Annotated in this window: 18 protein-coding genes; 9 read left to right on the top strand and 9 right to left on the bottom strand. The window is 46.5% G+C overall.

Annotation, left to right across the window (positions count from 1 at the left end):
* Positions 1 to 28 precede the first annotated feature (28 nt).
* From CWB98_RS02310 to CWB98_RS02300, 3 genes are all read right to left on the bottom strand, one after another.
* Positions 29 to 664 carry a glutathione S-transferase family protein gene (locus CWB98_RS02310; RefSeq protein WP_138543362.1) on the bottom strand — a complete coding sequence of 212 codons (636 nt, stop codon included), beginning with the start codon at positions 662 to 664 and terminating at the stop codon, positions 29 to 31.
* A gap of 144 nt (positions 665 to 808) precedes the next feature.
* Positions 809 to 2,407, bottom strand: a complete 1,599-nt coding sequence (locus CWB98_RS02305; RefSeq protein WP_138543361.1) for an AbgT family transporter — start codon at positions 2,405 to 2,407, stop codon at positions 809 to 811.
* Between the two features lie 132 nt (positions 2,408 to 2,539).
* Positions 2,540 to 2,812, bottom strand: coding sequence for a DUF3081 domain-containing protein (locus CWB98_RS02300; RefSeq protein ID WP_138543360.1), 273 nt, complete (start codon positions 2,810 to 2,812; stop codon positions 2,540 to 2,542).
* A 145-nt stretch (positions 2,813 to 2,957) separates the two neighbouring features.
* Here CWB98_RS02300 and CWB98_RS02295 point away from each other — a divergent pair, with 145 nt between their 5' ends.
* Positions 2,958 to 3,899 carry a ribonuclease Z gene (locus tag CWB98_RS02295; protein ID WP_212751120.1) on the top strand — a complete coding sequence of 314 codons (942 nt, stop codon included), beginning with the start codon at positions 2,958 to 2,960 and terminating at the stop codon, positions 3,897 to 3,899.
* Here the strand turns inward: CWB98_RS02295 and CWB98_RS02290 are convergent.
* The 5 genes from CWB98_RS02290 to CWB98_RS02270 form a co-directional block, all read right to left on the bottom strand.
* A complete protein-coding gene (locus CWB98_RS02290; protein ID WP_138543359.1) occupies positions 3,885 to 5,183 on the bottom strand; it encodes a DUF2252 family protein in 1,299 nt (432 codons plus the stop codon). The two genes, CWB98_RS02295 and CWB98_RS02290, sit on opposite strands and share 15 nt — an antisense overlap.
* Entirely contained in the window at positions 5,183 to 6,016 is an 834-nt protein-coding gene (locus CWB98_RS02285) for a polyphosphate kinase 2 family protein (RefSeq protein WP_138543358.1), read from the bottom strand. Before CWB98_RS02285 ends, CWB98_RS02290 begins: the two co-directional genes overlap by 1 nt.
* A gap of 270 nt (positions 6,017 to 6,286) precedes the next feature.
* Entirely contained in the window at positions 6,287 to 7,090 is an 804-nt protein-coding gene (locus CWB98_RS02280) for a DUF1338 domain-containing protein (RefSeq protein WP_138543357.1), read from the bottom strand.
* Between the two features lie 130 nt (positions 7,091 to 7,220).
* Positions 7,221 to 8,255: an arginine N-succinyltransferase gene (astA, locus tag CWB98_RS02275; protein ID WP_138543356.1), complete on the bottom strand. Its 1,035-nt coding sequence runs from the start codon at positions 8,253 to 8,255 to the stop codon at positions 7,221 to 7,223.
* A gap of 33 nt (positions 8,256 to 8,288) precedes the next feature.
* Positions 8,289 to 9,494, bottom strand: a complete 1,206-nt coding sequence (locus CWB98_RS02270) for an aspartate aminotransferase family protein (protein ID WP_138543355.1) — start codon at positions 9,492 to 9,494, stop codon at positions 8,289 to 8,291.
* A 178-nt stretch (positions 9,495 to 9,672) separates the two neighbouring features.
* Between CWB98_RS02270 and CWB98_RS02265 the strand changes: the two genes are divergently transcribed.
* Entirely contained in the window at positions 9,673 to 10,101 is a 429-nt protein-coding gene (locus CWB98_RS02265; protein WP_138543354.1) for an Lrp/AsnC family transcriptional regulator, read from the top strand.
* Between the two features lie 19 nt (positions 10,102 to 10,120).
* Here CWB98_RS02265 and CWB98_RS02260 read toward each other — a convergent pair whose 3' ends face one another.
* On the bottom strand, positions 10,121 to 12,034 hold the full coding sequence (locus tag CWB98_RS02260) for a putative bifunctional diguanylate cyclase/phosphodiesterase (RefSeq protein WP_138543353.1): 1,914 nt from the start codon (positions 12,032 to 12,034) through the stop codon (positions 10,121 to 10,123).
* 465 nt (positions 12,035 to 12,499) lie between these two features.
* On the opposite strand from CWB98_RS02260, the gene CWB98_RS02255 reads away from it, so the two are divergent.
* The 7 genes from CWB98_RS02255 to CWB98_RS02225 are packed head-to-tail and all read left to right on the top strand — an operon-like array spanning position 12,500 to position 24,477.
* Entirely contained in the window at positions 12,500 to 12,802 is a 303-nt protein-coding gene (locus CWB98_RS02255; protein WP_138543352.1) for an isoamylase early set domain-containing protein, read from the top strand.
* Positions 12,803 to 12,807: 5 nt separating this feature from the next.
* Positions 12,808 to 14,790, top strand: coding sequence for a 4-alpha-glucanotransferase (gene malQ, locus CWB98_RS02250; RefSeq protein ID WP_138543351.1), 1,983 nt, complete (start codon positions 12,808 to 12,810; stop codon positions 14,788 to 14,790).
* Positions 14,787 to 17,021, top strand: a complete 2,235-nt coding sequence (gene glgB / locus CWB98_RS02245; RefSeq protein WP_138543350.1) for a 1,4-alpha-glucan branching protein GlgB — start codon at positions 14,787 to 14,789, stop codon at positions 17,019 to 17,021. Before malQ ends, glgB begins: the two co-directional genes overlap by 4 nt.
* Positions 17,015 to 19,114 carry a glycogen debranching protein GlgX gene (gene glgX / locus CWB98_RS02240; RefSeq protein WP_138543349.1) on the top strand — a complete coding sequence of 700 codons (2,100 nt, stop codon included), beginning with the start codon at positions 17,015 to 17,017 and terminating at the stop codon, positions 19,112 to 19,114. The genes glgB and glgX overlap by 7 nt, the downstream gene beginning before the upstream one ends.
* Positions 19,107 to 21,590 (top strand): glycogen/starch/alpha-glucan phosphorylase, encoded by a 2,484-nt coding sequence (locus CWB98_RS02235; RefSeq protein WP_138543348.1) that lies wholly within the window; start codon positions 19,107 to 19,109, stop codon positions 21,588 to 21,590. The genes glgX and CWB98_RS02235 overlap by 8 nt, the downstream gene beginning before the upstream one ends.
* A 31-nt stretch (positions 21,591 to 21,621) precedes the next feature.
* Positions 21,622 to 22,923 (top strand): glucose-1-phosphate adenylyltransferase, encoded by a 1,302-nt coding sequence (gene glgC / locus CWB98_RS02230; RefSeq protein WP_138543347.1) that lies wholly within the window; start codon positions 21,622 to 21,624, stop codon positions 22,921 to 22,923.
* A 12-nt stretch (positions 22,924 to 22,935) separates the two neighbouring features.
* Positions 22,936 to 24,477 (top strand): glycogen synthase, encoded by a 1,542-nt coding sequence (locus tag CWB98_RS02225; RefSeq protein WP_138543346.1) that lies wholly within the window; start codon positions 22,936 to 22,938, stop codon positions 24,475 to 24,477.
* The last annotated feature ends 59 nt before the right edge of the window (positions 24,478 to 24,536 follow it).

Below are 24,536 nucleotides of genomic sequence, written 5' to 3'. Positions count from 1 at the left end.
TCTGGTCCGGCGGGCCAGACCTCAGCGATCAGCGGTACATCCCTAATTCAGTCCCTTCTTTTTTACATACCGCTTCAATAGCTGGGTGTCTTGAGATACCAGCTAAGTAGCGTCCCAGATGCTCGAATTGCAGTGGAGGTTTGGCAAGTTCGTCAGCCCAGATGCATAACATAAATAAATAGCAGTCACAAACCGTGAATTGTTCTGCGACCATATAGGTCTTATCTGCAAGATGCCTGTCTAGCAAAGTGAGCATCTCCTGCACCCGTGATTGCTGAGTACGGATAATGTCATCATACATGAGTGCACTTTGTGTATGCCGCTCCGGATAGAAATAGATCATCAACTCTGCCTGAACTGTTGTTGTAAGGTACATCAGCCATTGATAAAACTCAGCTCTGTGCTGTGACTCAGAAGGTATTAGGTTCCCTTCGGGGTGTTTTTCACATAAATAGAGGCATATTGCAGCACTCTCGAACAGAACAAACTCGTCGTCTACCAGAGTAGGGATCCTTCCTGTGGGGTTGAGCCGTAAATACTGTGCCGATCTTTGGACATTTTTTTTTCTGTCGACAAGTTCAAGCTGGTAAGGGATCTGGAGGGCTTCTAGAACAAAGTGGGGTGCTAAACTCGCATTGCGTGGATAGTAAAACAGTGTATACATGGTTAGCCTTAAATAGTTTATGTCGTAGGTTGTAAACTCCTTTTCGGCGATTCCTATAGGACTGTAGGACAGCATCGACTATTAAACAAATAGAACCTTGCATATTCGCCAAAAAAAATGCCAGCAAGCGCTGGCATCATTTAGTTAGGGTTGATAATAAATCGGTGAATTAGGCCCGACAGGTAAGCCAAACCCAAACACCCAGATATAGAAAAGCGCTACCCAGCCGATAAAGAAACACATACTGTAAGGCAGCATGGTTGCGACCAGTGTACCTATTCCCATATCCTTTTTATACTTGGTGGCGACGGCCAGGATCAGGCCGAAATAACTCATCATAGGGGTGATCAAATTAGTTACTGAGTCACCAATCCGGTAAGCGGCCTGAATCGTTTCAGGTGCGTAGCCAACCAACATCAGCATTGGCACAAAAATCGGCGCTGTTACTGCCCACTGAGCCGATGAAGAACCAAGGCTCAGGTTAACAACTGCACACATTAAGATAAACAAAACGAAGACTTCTGGTCCAGTCAGGTTCAGTGCCTGCAACATAGCTGCGCCATTGATAGCCAGAATAGTTCCCAAGTTTGTCCATTTAAAGAAGGCAACAAACTGAGCGGCAAAGAAGACAAGCACTATATACATGCCCATTGAGCTCATGCTTTTACTCATGGCGTCAATGACGTCACGATCGTTGCGCATAGTGCCAACAACTCGCCCATAGACAAAACCGGGAATGGCGAATGTCACAAAGATAAATACGACTATGCCCTTAAGGAAAGGAGAGCCGGCTACGGCGCCTGTTTCCGGGTGACGCAGAATGCCATTTTCTGGCACTATGGTTAATGCTAGCAGAGCAGAAACAACCAGTAAGGCGACACCTGCCCACTTTAGACCTGACTTTTCTTTGTCAGTGAGGTGTTCAATATTGTTGCTTGACAGATCGATACTGGCTTCATCCGGGTTATATTTACCCAGTCGAGGTTCAACAATTGCTTCTGTTACCCAGGTACCCACGATGGCAATCAGGAATACAGATATCATCATGAAATACCAGTTTGCTTCTGGCCCAACTTGATAGCTAGGGTCGATCATCTGAGCTGCTGGAGTGGTAATACCGGCAAGCAAAGGGTCTATCGTACCCAGCAATAAGTTGGCACTGTAACCACCCGAAACACCTGCAAATGCTGCTGCCAGACCAGCCAGAGGATGGCGTCCCAGGCTATGGAATATCATCGCAGCCAATGGAATTAAAACAACATAACCGAGTTCTGAGGCGGTATTTGATAGAATCGCAGCAAATACAACCATAAAGGTAACAAGGCGTTTTGATGCGCCCATTACCATGCCACGCATGGCAGCAGATAGCATGCCTGAATGCTCGGCAACACTCACACCCAGCAGTGCAACCAGAACGGTTCCAAGTGGCGCAAAGCCGGTAAAGTTAGTAACGAGTCCGGTGACAATACGCTGCAGACCTTCTGCGCTCATCAGGCTTACTACCTCAATCACACCGTCTGGCGCGCGACCTTTTGCACCTTCTGGGCGAGGGTCTATGGCACTGAGGCCCATCCAGTCGGCAATGCCACTGAAAACGACAATGGCGACACAGAACATGGCAAACAGAGTGATGGGGTGGGGCAGCATATTGCCCAGAAACTCAACCGTTGCTAAAAAGCGGTTAAACAGGCCGCCTTGCTTTTGGTTGGATTGATCAGCTGACGTCTCTACAGCATTCGACATAGCAAATTTCTCGGTTATAAAAAATGCCGTTACTCTACCACCAATCACTCGCCAGGTTTATAGCAAAGCGTTAATTTTGAAAGATTCTGAGACAAAATGAGTAAAATACGCAGCTGTACCTAACAATAAAGGTCAATCTTTGGCCTCGTTAGCCATTTGATATATAAAGTTGAGCTTATTGATAAAGTCTTCTTTATTCTTTTCGTGCTGGTAATCCATATGATAAGTATTGTGAAAACCAAACCTGAGTAACAAAGCACTGCCTTCAAGATAGATGGTATATCCATCGGGATCTGAGTAGGCACGGATCCCTTCAAACAGCTTACCGTTTTCGTCTGCTTCACCATGTTGCTGAATGTATTCATATACGCCGAGTATTTGACGACTATCGATTTCATTTTTCATATCTTACTCCTGTCATAGCAAGGGATTTGCAAATTCCTTCGACCAGGGCAGTGCAGCCAACCTGACTGAATTCAACTGGCCCTGGTTCCACTGTAACCTAAGCTGTGGCAGGATCAATGTCTCTGACCGCATTTTAGGAGTTGTTTTGCAGTTACATTTTTTGGGGACTTCATCAGGAAGCCCGAGTCTGAGCAGAAACATGTCAGCAACCGGTGTCAGTTTCGACAAAAGCAAATCCTGGTTGCTGGTGGACTGTGGAGAAGCGACTCAGCACCAGCTTCTAAAGTCCGATTTATCCCCTTATCACTTAAGTGTGATTTGTATCAGCCACCTGCATGGTGACCATTGTTATGGCTTGCCGGGCCTACTGGCGTCTATGGCGATGTCAGGCAGACAAGACCCTGTGCATCTAATTGCGCCCCAGGCGGTCATCCAGTTTGTTATGTCGACATTGTCACTGACTCAAGTGGCTTTGCCCTTTAACCTGTATACGATGCCAATTGAGCAAAATGATCAGTTAGTGTGCTTTGAGTTTTGTAAGATAGAAATCATTGCCCTGAAACATAGGGTTCCCAGCTACGGGTTCAAAATCACAGAAACAGGCATCCCCCGTAAATTGAGAGTGGCCCAGTTGGCAAGTGACGGTGTAACGAGTGGCCCGCATTACAACTTGTTGCAAAAAGGTCTGGATGTTGATTTTGCAGGGCAACGATTGCGCGCTGACACTTATGCCTTTCCTAGCTGGCAGCCGCGGGTTTTGATCATTTGTGGTGATAACGAAAAACCTGCATTATTGACGCCTCATTGCGCCGATATTGACATGCTCGTTCATGAGGCAACGTTTACCCACTCTGACCTTATGAGGATTGGCACACACACAGGGCACAGCGATGCGAAACGCGTTGCGCAGTTTGCACAGCAGCAAAAGGTCAGGGCATTAACTTTGACTCATTTTAGTGTCAGATATCATGGTGAAGGCATGCTGGACGCACTTGAGCAGGAAGCCAGAGCCTATTTTCAGGGAACATTGCATCTGGCTTACGACTCTTTGGTGGTCACTATTCCTAAACGACTACTTTCTGAGTGAGCAGAACAGGCCCCAGTCTTGCTCAACCTGACTTGCATATTGGTTTGCTGACGCGATAAGTTCGGCTTTATACTCAGGCATGATGTCACAGACAACTTGCTGGAACATCAATGAGCGACGGTCGCCACGCATATGTGCATAGGCAAGGGCTTTGGCACAGGCTTCCGTATACTGACTCAAACCATTGCGCTCGGCGGCACGTTTGCCTAACACAATGTGCTCCGGATCAATGCCAACACGTGCATGATGCCGGGAGCGTACTAGCCAGTGGACTCCTTGCCATAACGCATCATCCAGAACCAGATCGGGCCTGCGCTGCATCTGGCGCTGACAATTGACCGTCAGGTGAGCATGATTGAGCCGGTTTGTTGGGCTCAGTTCGGCATTGTAATGTAAAGGGGCGGCGAGTCTTTGCTGTTTGACTTCGACGATGTGGTATAGCTCGGCTGAAGAGCAACATTTTGGACCTACCAGTAAGTAATAACGTTTGAGGTTATTCGAACCCGTTCCGGCATCAATTCGCTCGACACAATCGATTATATCATCGTCCACATAAGGGCGAAAATATTCAACTAAGGTATTGTAAAGATCTTCATGAACCCGAGAGAACCTCTCATCATTGTCTTTGAATTTCATCGGGGTGGTGTTGAGGTCTACTTCTTTGGCCAGGCTGCTTTTTATATTAAATGCTGCCCCACCGACCAGGCGTTGCAGGCCTTTTTGCCAACGTTTGTGCAAAATATGCTCCTGACCGAACTCGGTCAGGGCACTTTGATTATTGTTTTCTCCACGCAACGAGGCTTGGCAGGTGGCAACGTAATTGTCAATGAAAGCATGTTGCGCTTGATTTACTTGCGCTGAGTCCGCAAGTGGCTTTTGTCTAAGCTTCAAATCATCGCTGCTGCTTTGAAGCAAGGCACCCTCTTGCTGGGCAAGCGGTATGCTGACTAAAAAGCGCAACAGATCCCAAACAGCATGACCAATACAGGCATCATCAAAATCGTTGGGTGAAAAAACCAATGTTTCTCCATGAGAGCCTTCTTCACTCAAAAAGCCAAAATTACTGGCATGACAGTCGCCCTGAACATAAGTCAGGGGTAACTCAAACAGCGGCTGCGGCAATGTAATGACATCATTTGCAATGTCCCTGTACATTAATGGGGCGCTGCCACGGAAAAAACGGAATGCGCTCGACGCCATTTTACTGTGCTTAGGCAAAGTCATGCTTGGGTGTGTACCATCATGGTGGTCAAAATACTGACCAAGTACATCTGCTCTTTCCATTAGTCCTTCCTTTTATGTTTGATACCTAAATGCTCTTTTGCCAGTTTAACCACATTTGGGTCAACCGGAGGTGGTGTAATATCGACACCCTCACTGAGCGTTTTTACCAGCGTTTTTAGTACTTCTACCCGGGTATACCATTTATGTTTCGCCAGTACCAGATGCCAGGGAGCTTGTTGGGTATCGGTTAGGGTAAACATATCATCTACAGCTTGCTCATATTCTTTGCGTTTATTGCGATTTCTAATATCTTCTTCTGTCAGTTTCCAGCGTTTGTAGGGGTTGTTTAGTCGTTCCTCGAAACGTTTGAGTTGTTCGTCGGCGCTGATATGTAAAAATAGTTTCACCACTTTGACGTTGTCATCATGGAGCAGGCGTTCAAATTCATTGATTTCCTGGTAAGCACGCTGCCACTGAGTTTGCGTAGCAAACCCTTCCACACGTTCAACCAATACTCTGCCGTAATAAGAGCGGTCAAAAATAGTTAAGGTCCCGGCTTTGGGCAACTTGTTATAGAAACGATAGAGATAGTGTCTGCCTTGTTCTTCTTCTTTTGGGGCACTGATAGGGAAAACCTGATACCCTCTTGGATCCAGGCGCTCGGTTATACGACGGATAGCACCGCCTTTGCCAGCAGCATCCCATCCTTCAAAAATGATCAGCGCTCTGCGGCCCTGGTGGTAATACGCTTGTTGTACATGTAGCAGTTCATTTTGCCAGTACTTGAGTGCCTGACGATAGGCTTTTTTGTCATCCAGCGCAGGATGCTCCAACGGCGCTTTGACCGTGATCTTGCGATTCAGTAGTATACTTAACTTTGGTTCAATATTCACAGCTGCACCTCGTTGGCCGTTTATACTGTCATGACCGCGATACGCTGCCAGCTATTCAACCTCTACGCTAGCTCACATAAATGACAGTTTCGTTAAGGTCATTATCCGACAACAGAAAACTTAACCTGTAATCTGCGCTGAAACAACCGATGTGTAGTCACATACTGACATAGTTTTTACAGTGGAGTATTGATCTGGTAAGGGAATAGATTTGACTGACAATAAAAAAGCAGCCGAATGGCTGCTTTGACAAGTTACTGTGATATTCGCTTAGCGCGCGTTAGTACTTTCGAAAATCTTATCGGCTGATGCTGCAACAAATCCCGTGTAGATCTCACCATCAGGTTTGTTATAGCGTAGTGCGAATTCGTAGAAACAGCTTGGAATGCTGAATTCACCATCGCTGAAACCTACAGTGTGGTGGTCTGCCAGGGTAGATGACTGTTCTAGCAACACTTCAGGCGAGCCTTTAATTTCGCCGCCCGACGCGTTTAGTTCAAATCCAGCATCTTTCAGAGCTTGGTTTACGGACTCAATCGTCTCGAAGTTGCTCAGGTGGTTGATGCTTACTGTAAAGTGGTTAGCACGGTAGCCCCATGCTGCCATCCAGGCTGCGTATTCTGATTCGGCTAGTAGCTGTGTGTAAGTTTCATGGCTGACCTGCCAGTGTGTACCTGAATACAGGAAGTTGTCAGCGGTGACTACGTTCTCATCGATCTGCTCAACAAGTGCGTTCACAATGGCCTGAAGTTCTTCAGAACACTTTTCAACCAGTAGCTCAGAGATAAATACTTTTGGCTTAGTCGGGTCGCTGTGTTCGTAATGTTTAGCATATAGTTTTTTAGCTTCGAAGTGGTATTCACCGCACTCTGTATAGCCTACCGCTTTGAAATGAGCAGCCAGCTTTTCCAGGCCAATTTTCTCGTGGTTAAAGGTACGCAGTGCAATATGGTCGTTGATCACGTCATCTTGCTGTGTTGAACCAAGTAGTTCATGAACTTTAACAGCAGATGGAGTAACTTCTAGGTAGTTATTCCATAGTTTTTCAAATAAGCTATCTACATTGTTGTGCATAATGACAATCCTTAAAATGGCGGCCCAGCCGCGTTAAATGTTACGACTAAGCACGACGTAAACGTTTAATTCGGTTGTTACATCAGGTGATGACATTGGCTTGCCACATGGCCTGATGCACATATGTGTTTCAGAGTATAAACCCGCTGATCTCTTCGCCGTCACAGACTTGAAGCGCTGCAGCAATGTCTGCACTTATTTTGAATGTACGGGAGTCTCCACACCATCTAACTTGGGTATCAAAAGTGGCTCTAAAGTCGGCTAAACGACAGTTAGAGACGGACCAGGTTTCGCTGCCAGCCTGGCTAAGTTCAGCTGAGCTGACGATACGGGCAATGCCGCGTTTGGTTTCACGTACTGTTTTAATGTTATGCAGCCTAGACTCTACGGTTGGACCTGCATCGAACAAATCAACATAGCCCCTATGTTCGAAGCCCTCTTTTTGTAGGAGTCGCAGGGCAGGCTTAGTTTTTTCGTGCACCTGGCCGATCACTGCTTGTGCCTTTTTGCTCAGTAAGTTTGCATAGATGGGGTACTTGGGCATAAGCTCATTGATGAATACTTTATCGCCGAGTCCAACCAGGTGATCCGCCTGCGGAAATTCAATACTGAAAAAGTGTTCCTGCAACCATTGCCAAAAAGGTGAATGTCCATCTTCATCACTGACGCCACGCATTTCGGCAATCACTGTATCGCTGAAACGCTCAGCATGCAGCGCCATAAAGTTAAAACGCGTGCGTGACAAAAAACGGCCAGCCAGGCCCTGGCGAAATGGCTCTCTCAGGAACAGGGTACAGATTTCTGATGCACCTGTGTAGTCATTGCACATAGTCAGGATATCGACTGTGTTGTAAACATTCAGGGTGCGTGAGTGATGGACTGTTTTGCCTAAGTGATAGTGATATAGCGGAGTTTGCATGCCGACAGCGGCTTCAATTGCAGTGGTACCTAATACTTCACCACTTTTGCTGTCTTCCAATACAAACAAATAGCCCTCGTCGGTACGCAGCCCGACAGTTTTTTCAAAGCTGTTTTCTGAGCGCGCAATTTTACTGCTTAGTAAATCATCATCAACAGGCAGGGACGTGAATCCGTGGCCAGACTCGATGGCGATGGTTTTTAAAGCCGCAAAATCTTTTTCTGAAATAGGTCTGAGTACTTGCATAGTTTTAGCAGGGCGCTTTCGCGCCCCTCATCATTAACCGTTCACAACATCCGCTACTGCCAGCTCAAAGCGAGCCAGACCAGCCTGGATGTCTTCATCCGGAATAACCAGTGATGGTGTGAATCGAACCACATTCATACCTGCAACCAGTGCCATTAATCCATGCTTGCCGCTGGCTACCAGGAAGTCACGGGCGCGACCATTGAATTTGTCGTTCAAAACCGCACCAAGCAGTAACCCTTTACCGCGCACTTCGCTGAACACATTGTACTTTTCATTGATTGCAGCCAGGCCGTCACGGAAAAGTTGCTCTTTACGTTTTACATCTGCAAGTAATTGCTCATCATTAACAGTATCGAATGCTGCTTCAGCTACCGCACAGGCTAGTGGATTACCACCGTAAGTTGAGCCATGAGTACCGATTTTAAGGTGTTTCGCAATGTCTTTAGTCGTTAACATCGCACCAATTGGGAAACCACCACCGAGTGCTTTAGCCGTAGTGAGGATATCAGGTGTCACGTTCAGACCCTGGTATGCATAAAGGTCACCGGTACGGCCTACACCTGTCTGTACTTCGTCAAAAATCAGCAGTGCATTATGTTTATCACATAATTCACGTACGCCCTGAATGAATTCTTTGGTGGGTGGTATGATACCGCCTTCACCTTGCAGTGGTTCCATCATGACCGCACAGGTGTTGTCAGAGATTAGTTTGGCAAATGTTTCAAGGTCATTGTAATCAACATGGGTTACATCCTGTGGCTTAGGTCCGAAGCCATCTGAGTATGCAGCCTGACCGCCTACGGTAACTGTGAAAAATGTGCGACCGTGGAAACCTTTGTTGAATGCGATAATTTGAGTTTTTTCTTCTGAGTAGTTATCAATTGCCCAGCGACGTGCAAGTTTCAGTGCCGCTTCGTTGGCTTCGGCGCCTGAATTGGCAAAATAGACTTGCTCACCAAAAGTGGCGTCTGTTAGTTTTTTTGCTAAGCGAAGGGCTGGTTCATTGGTCATCACGTTAGACAGGTGCCAGATTTTCTCACCTTGCTCTTTTAGTGCGTTAACCAAAGCTGGGTGACAATGGCCAAGACAGTTTACGGCGATACCACCCGCGAAGTCGATGTACTCGTCGCCTTTTTGGTCCCAAACACGTGAACCCTTACCTTTTACAGGGATCACTTCTGAAGGATTGTAGTTTGGTACCATCACTTCGTTAAACAACTCTCGATTCACTTGCATGATAACTTCCTCTTAATAAATCTCTACTTCTCAGGGCTGTATTGGGCGCTCATCTGCAACAGACGAATTCGCTTCCCCCGCTTTTTTGTCATTATTACGCGTTGTGTTGTCAATTTGCAGTGCAAAAATAAATAAAATGATTAAAATGTCGGTCAAAATGACGATTGAAGTTTTCACAATGATCCATACACAAGACGAACGTTTACTTTCTGAACTGAGGAAAAATGCCCGTGCAAGTATCTCTGAGTTGGCAAGAACGCTTGATATGTCCAGAACAACGGTTCAAAGCCGACTACAAAAGTTGGAACAAAGTGGCGTTATTCAGGGCTATAGTGTTGAGCTGGGCAGACAATATCAGGCGTCTCAGGTTGCTGCTCATGTGTCTATCAAGGTCAGGCAGAAGTTGACCGCACAAACTAATAACGCACTTAAGCAGATCAATAATATCTCGGCTCTGTACGCCATCAGCGGTGAATACGATATGATTGCAGAAGTAGAAGCGCAAAGCCTGGAACAGCTTAGTCAGCTGCTCGATGACATAGGGAATCTGGAAGGGGTTGAGCGCACCACTTCTTCGGTGATTTTAGAAACCAAGTTTAAGCGCTAGAAAGCCGGCTGCGATAGACCTAACTAGATTCCGGCAGCCATACACTGGTTCCCGTGGATGCGATGTGGTTCATATTGCTTTTAAGTACTTTATTACCAACTCGGCTTGAGGTTTCGGGGCGCGAGACCAGGTAACCCTGGACACAGCGTATGCCCATTTGTTTGACCAGCTCAAACTGATCCACCTGCTCGACCCCTTCTGCAACAATCTTAAGATCCAGCTGTGTACCCAGTTCGCTGATTGAATTGAGTATCTTGTAGTACTTAGGGTTATCTTTGGCTTGTGAAATAAATAGCTTGTCAATTTTAATCACATCAATTGGCAAGTCTGCCAAAGTACTCAGTGAGCTAAACCCAGTACCGAAGTCATCGATAGCAATGGTAACGCCCGCTGCACGACAGCGTTCCAACTGAGCGATGATTTCATTACTTGCGGTGATAAGCGTTGACTCTGTAATTTCCAGCATTAAAGAGGTGGGTGGCAGACCTGTCTTTTCTAATGCTGCCATGACCCAGTCGAAAATAGCGCGGTGTTTGAGCTGTATTCCAGAGACATTAACCGAGATGCGCACGCGTTTCATCCCGGCATTGTGCCAGGCAGACATCTGGCGGCAAGATTCAAGTAAAATCCAGTCCCCAAGGTCCAAGATAAGGTTCGACTCTTCTGCAATCGGAATAAATTCAGAAGGGGGAATCAGCCCTTCAATCGGGTGGTGCCAGCGAGCCAAGGCTTCAAAGTAATCGATTGAGCAGTCTTCGACATGTACTATAGGTTGAAATGACAGATGGAAATTTTGTGATGCAATAGCCAGTCGCAACTCTTCCAGTAAGTAATGATAGCGCCTGATTTTGTTGCCCATTTCGGGGGAGTAGACGCGGAATATACCTCGGCCATCTGTTTTCGCGCGATACATGGCAACATCAGACATCTGCAGCAAGGCATTTGGGGTCGCTGCGCTGTCTGGGTAAACCGCAATGCCGATACTTGCGCTGATTTTTACCAGCTTATTGCCCAGTACAAAATCGCGCTCAATCTCGCCCAGAATAGTTTGTGCTACTTCAGTGCAAAACCCTGTATCTTTTAAGTCTGGTATAAAGATAGAAAACTCATCGCCGCCAAGTCGCGACAGGTTTTGGTCAAGTCCATGCACAGCATGCAGTGCTTGCAACTGATATTGGCGTACTACCTGACACAAACGCTCGGCAACCTGAATTAAGATTTCATCACCAAAACTGTGCCCGAACGAATCGTTCACTTGTTTAAATCCGTCCAGGTCGATAAACAGCAACCCGCACTTACTTTGTTGTTGCTCAGCCATCGCTAATTCGTTGCTGATGTGCTCAATATAAGCATGGCGGTCTATCAGTTTGGTCAGTTTATCCTGGAAGACATGACTGTCGGTCTTTATTTTTATACGCTGGATATTGCTTGCTATTGTGTGAACGGCGTGGCTTATCTGGGCGACTGAGCCACCTATTGGGAGTGCTTTGTAGTCTATTTCAAGGTTGCCAATGATGTCCTGCAGGTCTCGGTCAATATCTGATAACGCCTTAGAGCGTGTATGCTGTTGTCTTAATTCACGCAGTCTGGTCAGAGTGAGTAACAACATAACCATAATCAGCAACAGCAAAACGGGTGAAGAAAGCACACGCGTTAAGACGTGCTTTACAGTTACTGAAGTCGTACCCGTTTGATCTTGTTTTATCAAAACATGCGCTTGGTCGTTTACATCTAAAAACCGTTGATCAGGGAACAGGAACCTGAACCAAGGCGCATACTGGGTTTGTACGTTTAGCGGCTGTGTATGTAATACTACAGTGGTACGACCCGTTTGAACGTCGACTACATGCTTTGTAAACAGTAGGCTAATAACGATGCCAATCACAACAAAACAGACAATACAGGTTGCTATATTTTTAAAAACACTTTGCATGATTGAGCGTATCCACCTACCTAATGAAATTCGTCCCTGCCAGGAGCAGTAAGTATACTATAAATAAGCCCTAAGTATGACATGTTTTACACCTAATTCAGGGTGACCTTAATCGCAGCTCAGTGCCTCAGTGTATTCTAATTTATTAATACTGCGGTGATGTGTTTGAGATCAAGTATCAATTAAATTCACTTTACACGAGAATAGTTCTCACCTAACTTTTTAACAAGTTTTGGCGCGTTTATTGCCCGTATACTAATATACAGGCAGTTGTGCCAGCTTTCTAAGTGAAAATCACCATATTTGTGCAAGACTGGACTGTCATTGCACTGTAATGAAGCGTACACACTGTATGTAGACAATGAGCAATTATGCTTTGTAGTTTCACAGCAACCGTTCGTCTAGCTGTAACGGGCACGGCACTGTGGCAAGGATAAACAACCTAGCGGTTTTTTGGAGCCCACAATGTTAACTAAGCGTTTTTTCAAAACAAAAAGCGAAGCGGAAGTCACGTTTGAAATCACTCACCCTGAGGCTCTTAAAGTAGAGTTGGTCGCTGAATTCAACGACTGGCGGCCTTTAACGATGAAATTCCACAAGAAAGACAAACGATTCAAGCTTAAGTATCGCCTACCAACCGGGCATGAGTATCACTTTAGATATCTAATTGATGGTGAATATTGGGATAACGACGAGCAGGCCGATGGTTACGTGCCTAATGGCTTTGGAACGCAAAACAGCGTTGTCGATACACATAAACAGGCCTAATTACGATGCAAGGGCTGGAGCAGCTGTTTTACCTGCATGGAATAGGCTATGACTACACTAAATACAATGGTGAACATGTCTATTTCGACTATCAAACAAGGCTCAGCGCGCTACGCTGCTGTGGTATAAACACTGATGATGGCTCTCGCATTGATGGGTTGAACTTTGAACTCGATATCAAGCCGTGGCTCAATGTGGTCGAAGAGGTGACTCTGGCCGATGCTGGCAGTGGAGCATTTACACTTAAGATACCTGAGTCTTACCATAGTAGCTCGGTACTTATTCGCATTCCAGAATTGTCTGTATGTATCACTGCTGTATTGTCACAAGCACCAGTGTGCGGTGACTATCGCTATGAAGGTCAAACTTACCTTGAGATAAAAGTTGAGTTAGGCCAGTTGCCTGTTGGCTATTTTGAAATGGAAATTGAAGGTCCCTTCGGGACTAAGGTTACGCAACTTTGGTCAGTGCCGAAGCGCTGCTATGCAATAGAAAATGATCATAAGAAACGCCTTGGCCTGTCGGTTCAACTTTATACTTTGCGAAGTACACGTAATTCCGGGGTAGGTGACTTTAGGGATCTATACAAACTGGTAACCAGTGCAGCTGACACTCACTGTGACTTCATCCTGCTAAATCCGCTACATTTATTGTTTGAAGCGCAACCGGAGCGGGCTAGCCCATATAGCCCTTCACACCGTTGTCTCATCAATCCTTTATATATTGCATTGGATTGGGCAGTTGAATTACTCAGTGCGGGCTACCACCAGACTATTGATGTCACTTGCGATTCTGTCCAGAACACTCACCAAGAAGACTACATTGACTATTGCGCTGTAGCTGAGACGAAGTATCGGCAGTTGACGCATTTGTTTGAGCAATGTAGTGATGTGTCTGCAGTTAGCTCAGCGGTAGAAGCGTTTAAAGTAACCAGAATGAAGACATTAAGTTTGGGTTTTCTCAGCGAGCGAGAATGGTTTTTTCAATGGCTCGCCTATGAGCAACTGAGTGCATGTCAGCTGCATGCTAAGGCTTCTGGAATGGCTATCGGGTTGATTAATGACCTCGCGGTTGGGTGCGCAAAAGAAGGGCATGAGTTTGCTCAAAATGAAGCACTATTTGCACAGGGGGCTAACGTTGGCGCGCCACCGGACCCGTGGGCGGAATCAGGTCAAAACTGGGGACTTCCTGCACTGAATCCAGTCACCTTGCAACAAAATAGGTATGCCTATTTTCGTTCACTGGTGCGGAGCAACATGATGTCCGTTGGTGCACTACGCATTGACCACGTTATGGCTATTCGGCGTTTGTGGTGGTGTTTTGAATCCGGCGGTCACCAAAGTGGGTGCTATGTTTACTATCCGTTTGAACATTTACTGGCCATATTGAAAATTGAATCTCATCTCAATCAAACCATGGTGATAGGAGAAGACCTGGGCATAGTACCGCCTGAGATATCCAACGCCATGGAAGAGTCGAACTTATACGGCAATATTTTAATGTATTTTGCCAAAGATCAGCGTGGTCATTTTAAACCGACTCACCGTTATCGCCCAGATACGTTACTGATGGTAGCCAATCATGATGTTGCGCCGTTTTTTGCGTGGTGGAATTGTTTGGATGTTGGTCTTAGAAAAGAGTATCAATTATGTAATGAACAAGATGCTGCGCAGATGGCATTGGCAAGAAATGGAGATAAAGAGCGCCTGTTGTCCTGGCTTGAACTCAGCGCAGAGCGAGTTGAGCAGGTTAAAAGCGATGCAATGAGTGTGTACTGTGCGGTACTTAAAAAGCTCGCAGCGAGTCCGAGTAAGTTGCTGGCTATCCAGCTAGACGACCTGGAACAGCAGCAGTTACCAGTTAACATCCCAGGCACAGATAGGGAGTACCCCAACTGGCGCCGTCGCTTGTCAGTGCAAGCAGAGCAAACGATTGAGCAAAACACTAATTTAATAACAGAAATTAAAAGGATCAGAGAGCAGGCATGAATTCAGCGAGCAAAGCGTCCATTATTACCTATGACTATGCAGCACAGATCTCGGCACTGAAAGCCGGATGTTTTCGTGATGCCTTCTCTTTCCTCGGTTTACACAATGTTGGGCAGGGTTCCATTATTCGAGTATATGTGCCAGGTGCACTGTCGATCTCTGTGATACATGGCAAACAAGTGACCGAGCTGCACAGAATAGACGACTCTGCATTGTTTGTGATGCAGTTTGGGCAAACAGTTTCATCTGGTTACCTGCTGAGAATCGAATACCCGGAAGCGACGATTACAACCCGGGATGCTTACGACTTTAGCAGCGCGCTTGACGAGGCTGCCATGTACCTGTTTAACGAAGGGTCGTTAGAGCATGGTCATTTGCATTTTGGCGCCCGTGCTATTTCACATCAGGGATGTGACGGTACACAATTTTGTGTTTGGGCGCCGAATGCACGCAGTGTATCTGTGATAGGCGAGTTTAATCATTGGCAGGCTTCCCAGCATTTTATGCGCTTTCATCCAGCCAGTGGCGTGTGGGATCTGTTTATACCGCATCTTACAGAAGAGCAGGGATATAAATATTCTATTGTTGGAGTAGATGGTGTTGTGACTGAACGCGCTGATCCATACGCTATCAAAATGCAACAAGCCCCAGGTACCGCAAGTGTTATTCAACCTGCGCAGCAAAATCTGCCTCTCAGCCAGCATGAGCAGGCGCGGCGTCGTAAGCGCAACGCTGTAGATGCACCCATAACAATTTATGAGGTACATTTAGGGTCATGGAAACGCAGAGCTCAAGAAAATGGTCGTTACCTTACCTATCGAGAACTGGCCGATGATTTACTACCTTATGTGAAGGAGCTCGGGTTTACACATATTCAGCTTATGCCCATCAGTGAGTATCCTTTTGATGGCTCGTGGGGATACCAGCCCGTGGGCTTATTTGCACCAACCAGCCGGTTTGGCAGCCTAGAAGATTTCCATTATTTCATTGGTCTGTGTGCTGAGTTGGACTTAGGCATATTAATCGATTGGGTTCCAGGGCATTTTCCCTCTGATCCACATGGGTTACATCGTTTTGATGGTACACATCTTTATGAACATGCCGACAGCCGGCAGGGCTTTCATCCTGACTGGAATACCTATATCTACAACTACGAACGGCCGGAAGTTAAGAGTTTTTTACTGTCCAATGCAAACTACTGGCTGGACGTATTTAAACTCGATGGGCTAAGAGTGGATGCTGTCGCTTCTATGCTCTACCTTGATTATTCTCGTAAAGATGGCGAATGGGTCCCAAACCAGTTTGGTGGCAGAGAAAATCTGGGGGCGATAGACTGCATAAGAGCGGTAAATACACGCGGATATGGCCGGCATCCGCATATTATGATGGTTGCTGAAGAGTCAACGGCATGGCCAGGTGTCACTCAGGCGGTAGAACACAATGGGCTGGGGTTTGGTTATAAGTGGAACATGGGCTGGATGAATGACAGTTTGAGTTACATGCAGCGAGATCCCGTTCATAGAAAATATCATCACCATGAAATGACGTTTTCAATGGCTTACGCTTACTCGGAAAATTATATTCTCCCTCTAAGTCACGATGAAGTCGTACATGGTAAAGGTGCACTTTTGAGTAAAATGCCAGGTGATGACTGGCAACAATTCGCCAATTTGCGTGCCTATTATGGTTTTATGTATGCACACCCAGGTAAGAAGCTTTTGTTCATGGGCAGTGAACTTGCTCCGCGTACAGAGTGGGATCATAATTCAGGGTTGGACTGGACGCTACTGGATTCACCAGCGCACAATGGTATATATCAGACTATCAAGTCTTTGAATCACCTTTACACTAACTCACCGGCTTTGTTTGAGCTTGATAACTCGCCGTGCGGATTTCAGTGGATAGATTGTCACAATGGTGAACAATCGATTTTAAGCTTTGCCCGTTTCGGTAAGTCGCGGGCAGATCTTATGCTAGTGGTCAGCCATTTTACGCCGCAGGTTTTGCACTGCTATCGGATTGGTGTGCCTCAGGCGGGCATATATCAGGTCGTGTTCAACTCGGATGATGCTGATTTATATGGCAGTGGCATAACCCCCGTTGCACATCAACAGCAAATGCTGCAGAGCAAAGCAATTGGTAGCCACGGTTTTGAGCACAGTATAGAAATAACTATTCCTCCGTTAAGCACCGTGTATTTGCAATACCTGGGTACAGATGAACCATGTTAACGTCGCACCGAGGTCAATCTGCCCCATTAGGGAGCTCATTACACGAACAAGGCGTGAACTTTGCTGTATATGCCCCAGATGCGACTGAGGTACAGCTGTGCTTGTTTGATCAAAGCGGGCACAGTGAAATCGCCGCGCTAACTATGTATCGTCATGAGGGAGGCTTGTGGTCTGTGTTTGTTTCTCCCTTGCGTGCTGGTGCGTTATACGGCTTCAGGGTCAAAGGGTTATATGAGCCCGATAAAGGACACCTGTTTAACCATCATAAGTTGCTGTTAGACCCCTATTGTAAGGACTTTCAGGGCGAGTTTACCTGGAGTGAACGACACTTTTGTCATTTACCTGTTGGCACATTCAACACGAGCGACAACGCGGTAGACATGCCCAAATCCAGGGTTGAAGATATCCCCAAATATGACGGAGCCAGGCCCTGTATTCCCTGGTCTAAAACACTCATTTATGAGTGCCATGTGCGTGGTGCTACACAACAATGTGAGTTTGTGCCCAAGCATCTGCGCGGGAAATTTCTTGGCCTGAGTCATAGCAATTTTGTGGCACACCTCGCTAGTCTCGGTGTTACCACGCTCGAGTTGCTTCCTTGTCATGCATTTATTTCTGAGCAGTTCTTAACTGCCAAAGGATTAAAAAACTACTGGGGTTATAACTCTCTGAGCTTTTTTGTGCCTCATAAAGCTTATCTGGTTGAAGGACAGATCAGAGAGTTTCAGCAAATGGTACGTGAGCTCCATCTTGCAGGGATCGAAGTGATCCTGGATGTGGTTTATAACCATACAGCGGAGGGGGGAATGGATGGCCCAATGTTGTCGCTCAAAGGGCTAAATAACACGGGTTACTATCGTATGGTGAGTGAGCCTGCTAACTATATTAACGATACCGGGTGTGGCAACACGCTTAATATTGATGACCCTTTTACCTTAAAACTGGTTGTAGATAGCCTGAGATATTGGGTTGAATATATGGGGGTGGATGGGTTTAGGTTTGACTTAGCAACAATATTAGCACGGACTGAACATGGCTTTACTCATAAGCATGCGTTTTTACAGGTCATTGCGCAGGATCCAGTGCTTAGCAAAGTAAAATTGATTGCTGAACCCTGGGATGTGGGACCTGGCGGGTACCAGCTTGGAGGTTTTCCATCGCCCTGGCGTGAATGGAATGACAAATATCGGGATACGGTAAGGCGTTTTTGGCGTGGCGATGCAGGCACTTTATCAGAGTTGGCTAAGCGGGTGCATGGCTCACATGAGCTGTTTGAACACAACCAGCGTGGGCCGCTCAACTCAGTGAATTTCCTTACCAGCCATGATGGGTTTACGCTGGCGGACTGGGTGAGCTATGAGCAAAAACATAATTTTGCCAATGGAGAAGATAATCGTGATGGCCACAGTGAAAACATCTCATTCAATTGTGGTGTAGAAGGTGAAACAGAACATGAGCACATTCTTTCTTTAAGGCTTCAGATCCAGAAAAGCGCGCTTATAACGCTGATGATGTCCAAAGGCGTACCAATGTTGGCAGCAGGCAGTGAGATTGTTCACTCACAACAGGGCAATAACAACGCCTATTGTCAGGACAATGAAATTAATTGGCTGGATTGGCCTGCGAGTATCGTCGAACGCTTGAGTCATAATAGAAGGTCGACTGACTGGTGCACTAAGGATGAGGCCAGTGCGCTATGCGAGTTGATGGCTCGGCTACAGAAGTTAAGATGTGATTACGCCATATTCCATCATCCATTTTATATTCATACCAAAGAAGAGCGATTCAATATTAGTTGGTTTAGTAAAAGTGCAGCGCCTATGACGGAGGGCGACTGGCATGACAGCCATAACAAAACGCTTATCTATATGCTGACAGATACGCTTAGAAAGCAAAATTTGTTAGTGATATTGCACGCCGGAAACGACGATCAGCAGGTCAAGCTACCCGTGGTTCCAGGAACAATCTGGAAGCTGCTACTGAGCTCAGTACATCCTACTGAAACCAGTGATACTGGCCATCAGACCCAAACCCTGAGCGCGCACAGTGCCTGGGTATACCAATCTCTTAACGAGGATCTCAAGAATGACTAAGAAAACGTCAAATGTGTGTGTTGTAAAGCATTGGCAGGAAGCCCCAAAGCTGGACGAAAGTACGCTTGCGGATGATCTGATGCGACACTTTTACTATACCCTGGGGCGCGACAAAGTTGGAGATTCAAAACACTATTTATTTCAGGCACTGGCGCTGACAGTCAGAGATCGACTGGTAGCCAGGTGCAGAGCAACCAATCAATACCTGGCAGACAATAAATGTAAGCGAGCAGCCTATTTGTCGCTGGAGTTTTTGATGGGGCGAGCATTAGGTAACGCAGTACTCAGTCTTGATCTGGAGAAGCAAACTCGTGATGCACTCAAGGAATACTGCACTGAATTTGAATCCGTGGAACAGGCCGAGCACGATGCTGGTCTCGGGAACGGAGGTCTGGGTCGTCTGGCTGCGTGTTTTTTGGATAGCTGTGCAACGCTTGCATTACCCGTGATTGGTTATGGGATCCGTTACGAGTATGGCATGTTCAATCAGTCGCTGGATCACGGGTTCCAGGTTGAGCATCCGGACAACTGGCTACGAGAAGGTCATCCCTGGGAAATGCCCGCACCGGAGCAATCCCGAGTAATTAAGTTTTTTGGCCATGTTGAGGCCCATCAGGATAAGCAAGGTCGCTCTCATCGCATCTGGGTGAACACTCAGGATGTACTGGCGGTGCCTTACGATGTACCGATCCCCGGATATCGAAATGGGGTTGTGAACACACTGAGACTCTGGAAATCAGAGGCTACGGATGAGTTTAACCTAAAAGAGTTTAATGCCGGAAGTTACTCTGAAGCGGTTGCTAAAAAGAATTTGGCAGAGCAGATCACTATGGTGCTATATCCAAACGACAGTAGCGAAAATGGGAAAGAGCTCAGGCTTCGGCAGCAATACTTCCTTTCCAGTGCCAGTTTGCAGGACATACTGCATCAATGGGTAGAACAACATGGAGATGATTTCAGTGAATTTGCCGATTTGCATGTTTTCCAGCTTAACGACACACACCCAAGTATCGCAGTGGCTGAGCTGATGCGTCTGCTGGTGGACGAACATGAACTGGAGTGGGAGGTTGCCTGGTCGATCACCACCTCGACTATGGCGTACACTAACCATACATTGTTGCCTGAGGCGCTCGAAAAGTGGTCGGTTTCCTTGTTTTCACGTCTGCTACCCAGGTTACTTGAGATTATTTATGAAATTAATGCGCGTTTCTTATCTGAAGTGGCACTTATGTGGCCGGGGGACATGGAAAAACAGCGTGCATTATCTTTGATAGAAGAGGGCGACTCTCCTCAGATCCGTATGGCTTATTTAGCTATTGTGGGTAGTTATTCGGTAAACGGTGTTGCTGCACTGCATACTGAGTTACTCAAATCCGGACTCTTTCATGACTTCTACCAACTTTGGCCTGCTAAATTTAACAATAAAACAAATGGCGTAACACCCAGACGCTGGTTGGCGTATTGCAATCCGGCGCTGGCTAAACTGATTACCAGTAAAATTGGAGCGCAATGGCAAGCTGATTTTTCCGAAATAAAGACTTTGCGACGTTATTACGATGATAAGGCTTTTCAGGCGCAGTGGCAGTCCGTTAAGGAAGGTAATAAGCGTAAGTTAGCACAACTTGTAAAAGCGCGATGCGGCGTTGAGTTTGATGCCAAGATGATGTTCGATGTGCAGGTTAAACGGATCCACGAATACAAGCGTCAGCTATTGAACATATTGCACGTCATTTCTTTGTACGACCGCATTCGTCGCGGTGATACGCAAAATATGGTACCACGCTGCGTGCTTTTCGGCGGAAAGGCAGCCCCCGGTTACGCCATGGCCAAACAAGTGATTAAGCTCATTAATAATGTCGCTAATGTCGTTAATAAAGACGAACAGGCAAATTCATTGTTAAGAGTAGCGTTCTTCCCAAATTATAATGTCACAGCGATGGAGACAATTTGTGCAGCAACCGATCTGTCAGAACAAATATCAACGGCAGGGAAGGAAGCATCGGGAACCGGCAATATGAAGTTCATGATGAACGGCGCACTGACCATCGGCACTTTGGATGGTGCAAACATTGAAATCAGAGAGCAGGTAGGGGCGGATAATTTCTTTCTATTTGGTGCCACTGCTCAGCAGGCAGACGAGGTCCGTCAGCACTATGACCCTAATGCCATAATTCAGTCCAGCCAGGCTTTAAGTAATACGATGACTTTGCTTGAAAGCGGTCATTTTAACCTGTTTGAGCCTGGTATTTTTAACGACATCATTGCCTCAATCCGCAGTCCCCACGATCCCTGGCTGATCGCGCACGATTTTGATAGCTATCTTGAAGCTCAGCAACGTGCCGCTGAAACCTATCAGGACCAATCGCAGTGGCTGCGAATGAGCATACTTAATACGGCCGCTAGTGGCAGCTTTTCTAGCGATCGAACTATTCAACAATATTGTGACGATATTTGGCGCTTAACCCCAATGCAGTAGATCGTAGATAGACTTTTAATGGAGATAATGAATGCCCAGTTATGCAAACCGATATATTAGTAACCTGACCAGAGAAACGTATGCACTGATACTGGCAGGTGGTCGTGGTAGCAGGCTGCACGAGCTGACCGACTGGAGAGCTAAGCCCGCAGTGTATTTTGGAGGCAAACACAGAATAATAGACTTTCCGTTATCAAATTGTATTAACTCGGGTATCCGCCGAGTCGGCATCGCTACGCAGTACAAATCTCATTCTTTGATCAGGCATGTTAATCGTGCCTGGGGTCATTTTAAGAAAGAGCTTGGAGAGTCGGTGGAAATATTGCCAGCGTCTCAGCGTTATGGCGATGAGTGGTACTGCGGCACGGCAGATGCCGTGTTCCAGAATATGGATATTATTCGTCATGAACTACCTAAGTATGTAATGATTTTGTCCGGAGACCATGTTTACCGCATGGACTATGGTGCGTTGCTTGCTAAACACGTGGAAACCGGTGCGGACATGACGGTGTGTTGTATCGAAGTGCCTTGTGAAGATGCTGCAAATACATTTGGTGTGATGACCGTAGATGAAAACAAGCGGGTCAGGCGCTTTGATGAAAAACCACCTGAGCCCAGTGAAATCCCGGGTAAACCCGGTTTATGTCTTGCGTCAATGGGGAACTATGTCTTTAATACAGAGTTTCTTTTTGAGCAGCTAAAAGAAGATGCTGAGCGTGAAGGGTCTGGTCGTGATTTTGGGCATGATATCATCCCCGCAATCATTGAAGAGCATAATGTGTTTGCGTTTCCATTTCGGGATCCCAGTCACCCTGGGCAGCCTTATTGGCGCGATGTAGGGACAATCGACTCGTTTTGGGAGGCCAATATGGAATTGGTTTCACCTCAACCTCAACTCGATCTGTACGATCCGAGCTGGCCAATCTGGACCTATCAAGAGCAGCTACCACCGGCAAAATTCATATTTGACGATGATGAGCGCCGTGGCATGGCGGTCGATTCTACCGTATCTGGCGGCTGTATTATTTCAGGCTCGCGAGTGCGCAAATCTTTGTTGTTTTCAAATGTCCATGTTCATTCATACTGTGAGATTGAAGGCGCGGTTGTGTTACCCGGAGTGGTGATAGAGCGAGGCTGTCGTATAAAAAATGCGATTATTGATCGGAGCTGTCATATCCCCGAGGGGATGGAAATTGGGTATGACAAAGCACAAGACGAAAGAAACGGTTTCAGAGTTTCTAAAAAAGGCATCGTGTTGGTCACTCGTGATATGCTTACTGCATTAGAAAAACAACAGCGGCTGTTAGCAGGGCAAGCCCAGGAAACAGCATAAAAAAGGATAAGCATGCACGTAGTTATGGTGGCAGCGGAGAACGACCGTCTGCCTAATTGTAAAGTAGGGGGAGTTGCGGATGTGATCCGCGACATTCCTTATGCATTGGCAACACAGCAAGTGCGTTGTTCCGTTATTGTGCCTGATTACGGTCAGTATGCATTAAACCGCTCGTTTGTTGCAGACATCGCAGTGCCCTTTAAACAGCACCTGGAGACTGCCACTTTATGGCGGGTTGCCAGTGACGCTGGTGTGGACCAATATGTTGTTTCGCATTCCTTGTTCTCACAGCATAATGGCGCCATTTATTGTAATGATGGTGATCAGCCGTTCGCGACAGATGCCAATAAGTTTGCGCTGTTTTGCGCTGCGGTAAGTGAGCTGCTTGAGCACTCGATGATTGGTACTGTCGATGTACTCCATTTACATGACTGGCACGCAGCAGTTGTTGCGGTACTTAAGGCGTTTAGTCCGCGGTTTGTAAATCTGAAACAAATTAAAACGGTTTACACAGTACATAACCTGGCTCTACAGGGGATCCGTCCCTTTAAGCATGATGATTCCAGCCTCGAATCCTGGTTCCCCACGTTAAGTTATGATGGCAGCCAGATTTGTGATCATGTGCACCCTCACTGTTTTAATCCGATGCGAGCTGCGATTAGTCTCTCTGACAAAGTCCATTTGGTTTCGCCTACCTATTGTCAGGAGGTGCAGCTTAGTAGTGATCATGAAAGAGGCTTCTTCGGCGGTGAGGGGTTGGAGCATGATATGCAAGCAGCGGCTCGAGCAGGAAGGCTCGAAGGGATTCTGAATGGGTGTGCTTATAACACTCAACCTGAAAAAGCAAATGATATCTCTTTACATCAATATTGTGATTTGGCTGAGCAGGCACTGTTTGTGTGGATGGCAAACGAAAGTACGCTTAAACCGGCTCATTATATTGCTCACCAAAGAGTCATTCAGTGGCGTCAGCACTGCGTATTTCGCCGTCCGCTTATTACCAGTGTTGGCCGCCTGACAGATCAGAAAGCTTTGCTGCTGAGGCAGCCAAAAGATGGACGGCTCATTCTCGATCATATTGCAGCTTTGATTAACGAGTATGGTGGTGTACTGGTTATTTTGGGTTCAGGTGACCCCCATCTGGAGTTCCTATTTACTCAGGTGATGGCACGTAATGAGAATGTGCTTTACTTGCAAGGATATGGGCAAGCTTTGGGCGATCACCTATATGCGTTAGGCGATTTGTTTCTGATGCCCAGCTCATTTGAACCATGCGGCATTAGTCAAATGTTAGCCATGCGTTCTGGACAGCCCTGTCTGGCACATCAGGTTGGTGGTTTGAAAGACACCATAATACATGATGAAACAGGGTTTTTGTTCGGTGGCGATAATTTGTCGCAGCAAGCAGAGCTGTTATTGGAGCGCTTAGGGCAAGCGCTTGATGTACACAGAGATGACCCACAGAAATACCTTGAGATCAAAGCAAATGCAGGGGCACAACGCTTCAGCTGGGATACGATTGCAAGCCAATATATAGAGAAATTGTATGAGTAGGCGTTTGCCTGCTCACTCAGCTATCGACTATTCTAATACATTAATGTTTTAGTTTGATT

The sequence above is a fragment of the Pseudoalteromonas rubra genome (genome assembly GCF_005887115.1).
GTDB lineage: Bacteria > Pseudomonadota > Gammaproteobacteria > Enterobacterales > Alteromonadaceae > Pseudoalteromonas > Pseudoalteromonas rubra_F.
Note: the sequence above shows the minus strand (reverse complement) of the source record. Positions and strands in the feature narration are given on the sequence as shown.

Excerpts from the sequence above, each read along its gene's own strand:
- CWB98_RS02310 (WP_138543362.1), bottom strand. The coding sequence starts at position 664 with ATGTATACACTGTTTTACTATCCACGCAATGCGAGTTTAGCACCCCAC.
- CWB98_RS02305 (WP_138543361.1), bottom strand. The coding sequence starts at position 2,407 with ATGTCGAATGCTGTAGAGACGTCAGCTGATCAATCCAACCAAAAGCAA.
- CWB98_RS02300 (WP_138543360.1), bottom strand. The coding sequence starts at position 2,812 with ATGAAAAATGAAATCGATAGTCGTCAAATACTCGGCGTATATGAATAC.
- CWB98_RS02290 (WP_138543359.1), bottom strand. The coding sequence starts at position 5,183 with ATGGAAAGAGCAGATGTACTTGGTCAGTATTTTGACCACCATGATGGT.
- CWB98_RS02280 (WP_138543357.1), bottom strand. The coding sequence starts at position 7,090 with ATGCACAACAATGTAGATAGCTTATTTGAAAAACTATGGAATAACTAC.
- astA (WP_138543356.1), bottom strand. The coding sequence starts at position 8,255 with ATGCAAGTACTCAGACCTATTTCAGAAAAAGATTTTGCGGCTTTAAAA.
- CWB98_RS02270 (WP_138543355.1), bottom strand. The coding sequence starts at position 9,494 with ATGCAAGTGAATCGAGAGTTGTTTAACGAAGTGATGGTACCAAACTAC.
- CWB98_RS02265 (WP_138543354.1), top strand. The coding sequence starts at position 9,673 with ATGATCCATACACAAGACGAACGTTTACTTTCTGAACTGAGGAAAAAT.
- CWB98_RS02260 (WP_138543353.1), bottom strand. The coding sequence starts at position 12,034 with ATGCAAAGTGTTTTTAAAAATATAGCAACCTGTATTGTCTGTTTTGTT.
- CWB98_RS02255 (WP_138543352.1), top strand. The coding sequence starts at position 12,500 with ATGTTAACTAAGCGTTTTTTCAAAACAAAAAGCGAAGCGGAAGTCACG.
- malQ (WP_138543351.1), top strand. The coding sequence starts at position 12,808 with ATGCAAGGGCTGGAGCAGCTGTTTTACCTGCATGGAATAGGCTATGAC.
- glgB (WP_138543350.1), top strand. The coding sequence starts at position 14,787 with ATGAATTCAGCGAGCAAAGCGTCCATTATTACCTATGACTATGCAGCA.
- glgX (WP_138543349.1), top strand. The coding sequence starts at position 17,015 with ATGTTAACGTCGCACCGAGGTCAATCTGCCCCATTAGGGAGCTCATTA.
- CWB98_RS02235 (WP_138543348.1), top strand. The coding sequence starts at position 19,107 with ATGACTAAGAAAACGTCAAATGTGTGTGTTGTAAAGCATTGGCAGGAA.
- glgC (WP_138543347.1), top strand. The coding sequence starts at position 21,622 with ATGCCCAGTTATGCAAACCGATATATTAGTAACCTGACCAGAGAAACG.
- CWB98_RS02225 (WP_138543346.1), top strand. The coding sequence starts at position 22,936 with ATGCACGTAGTTATGGTGGCAGCGGAGAACGACCGTCTGCCTAATTGT.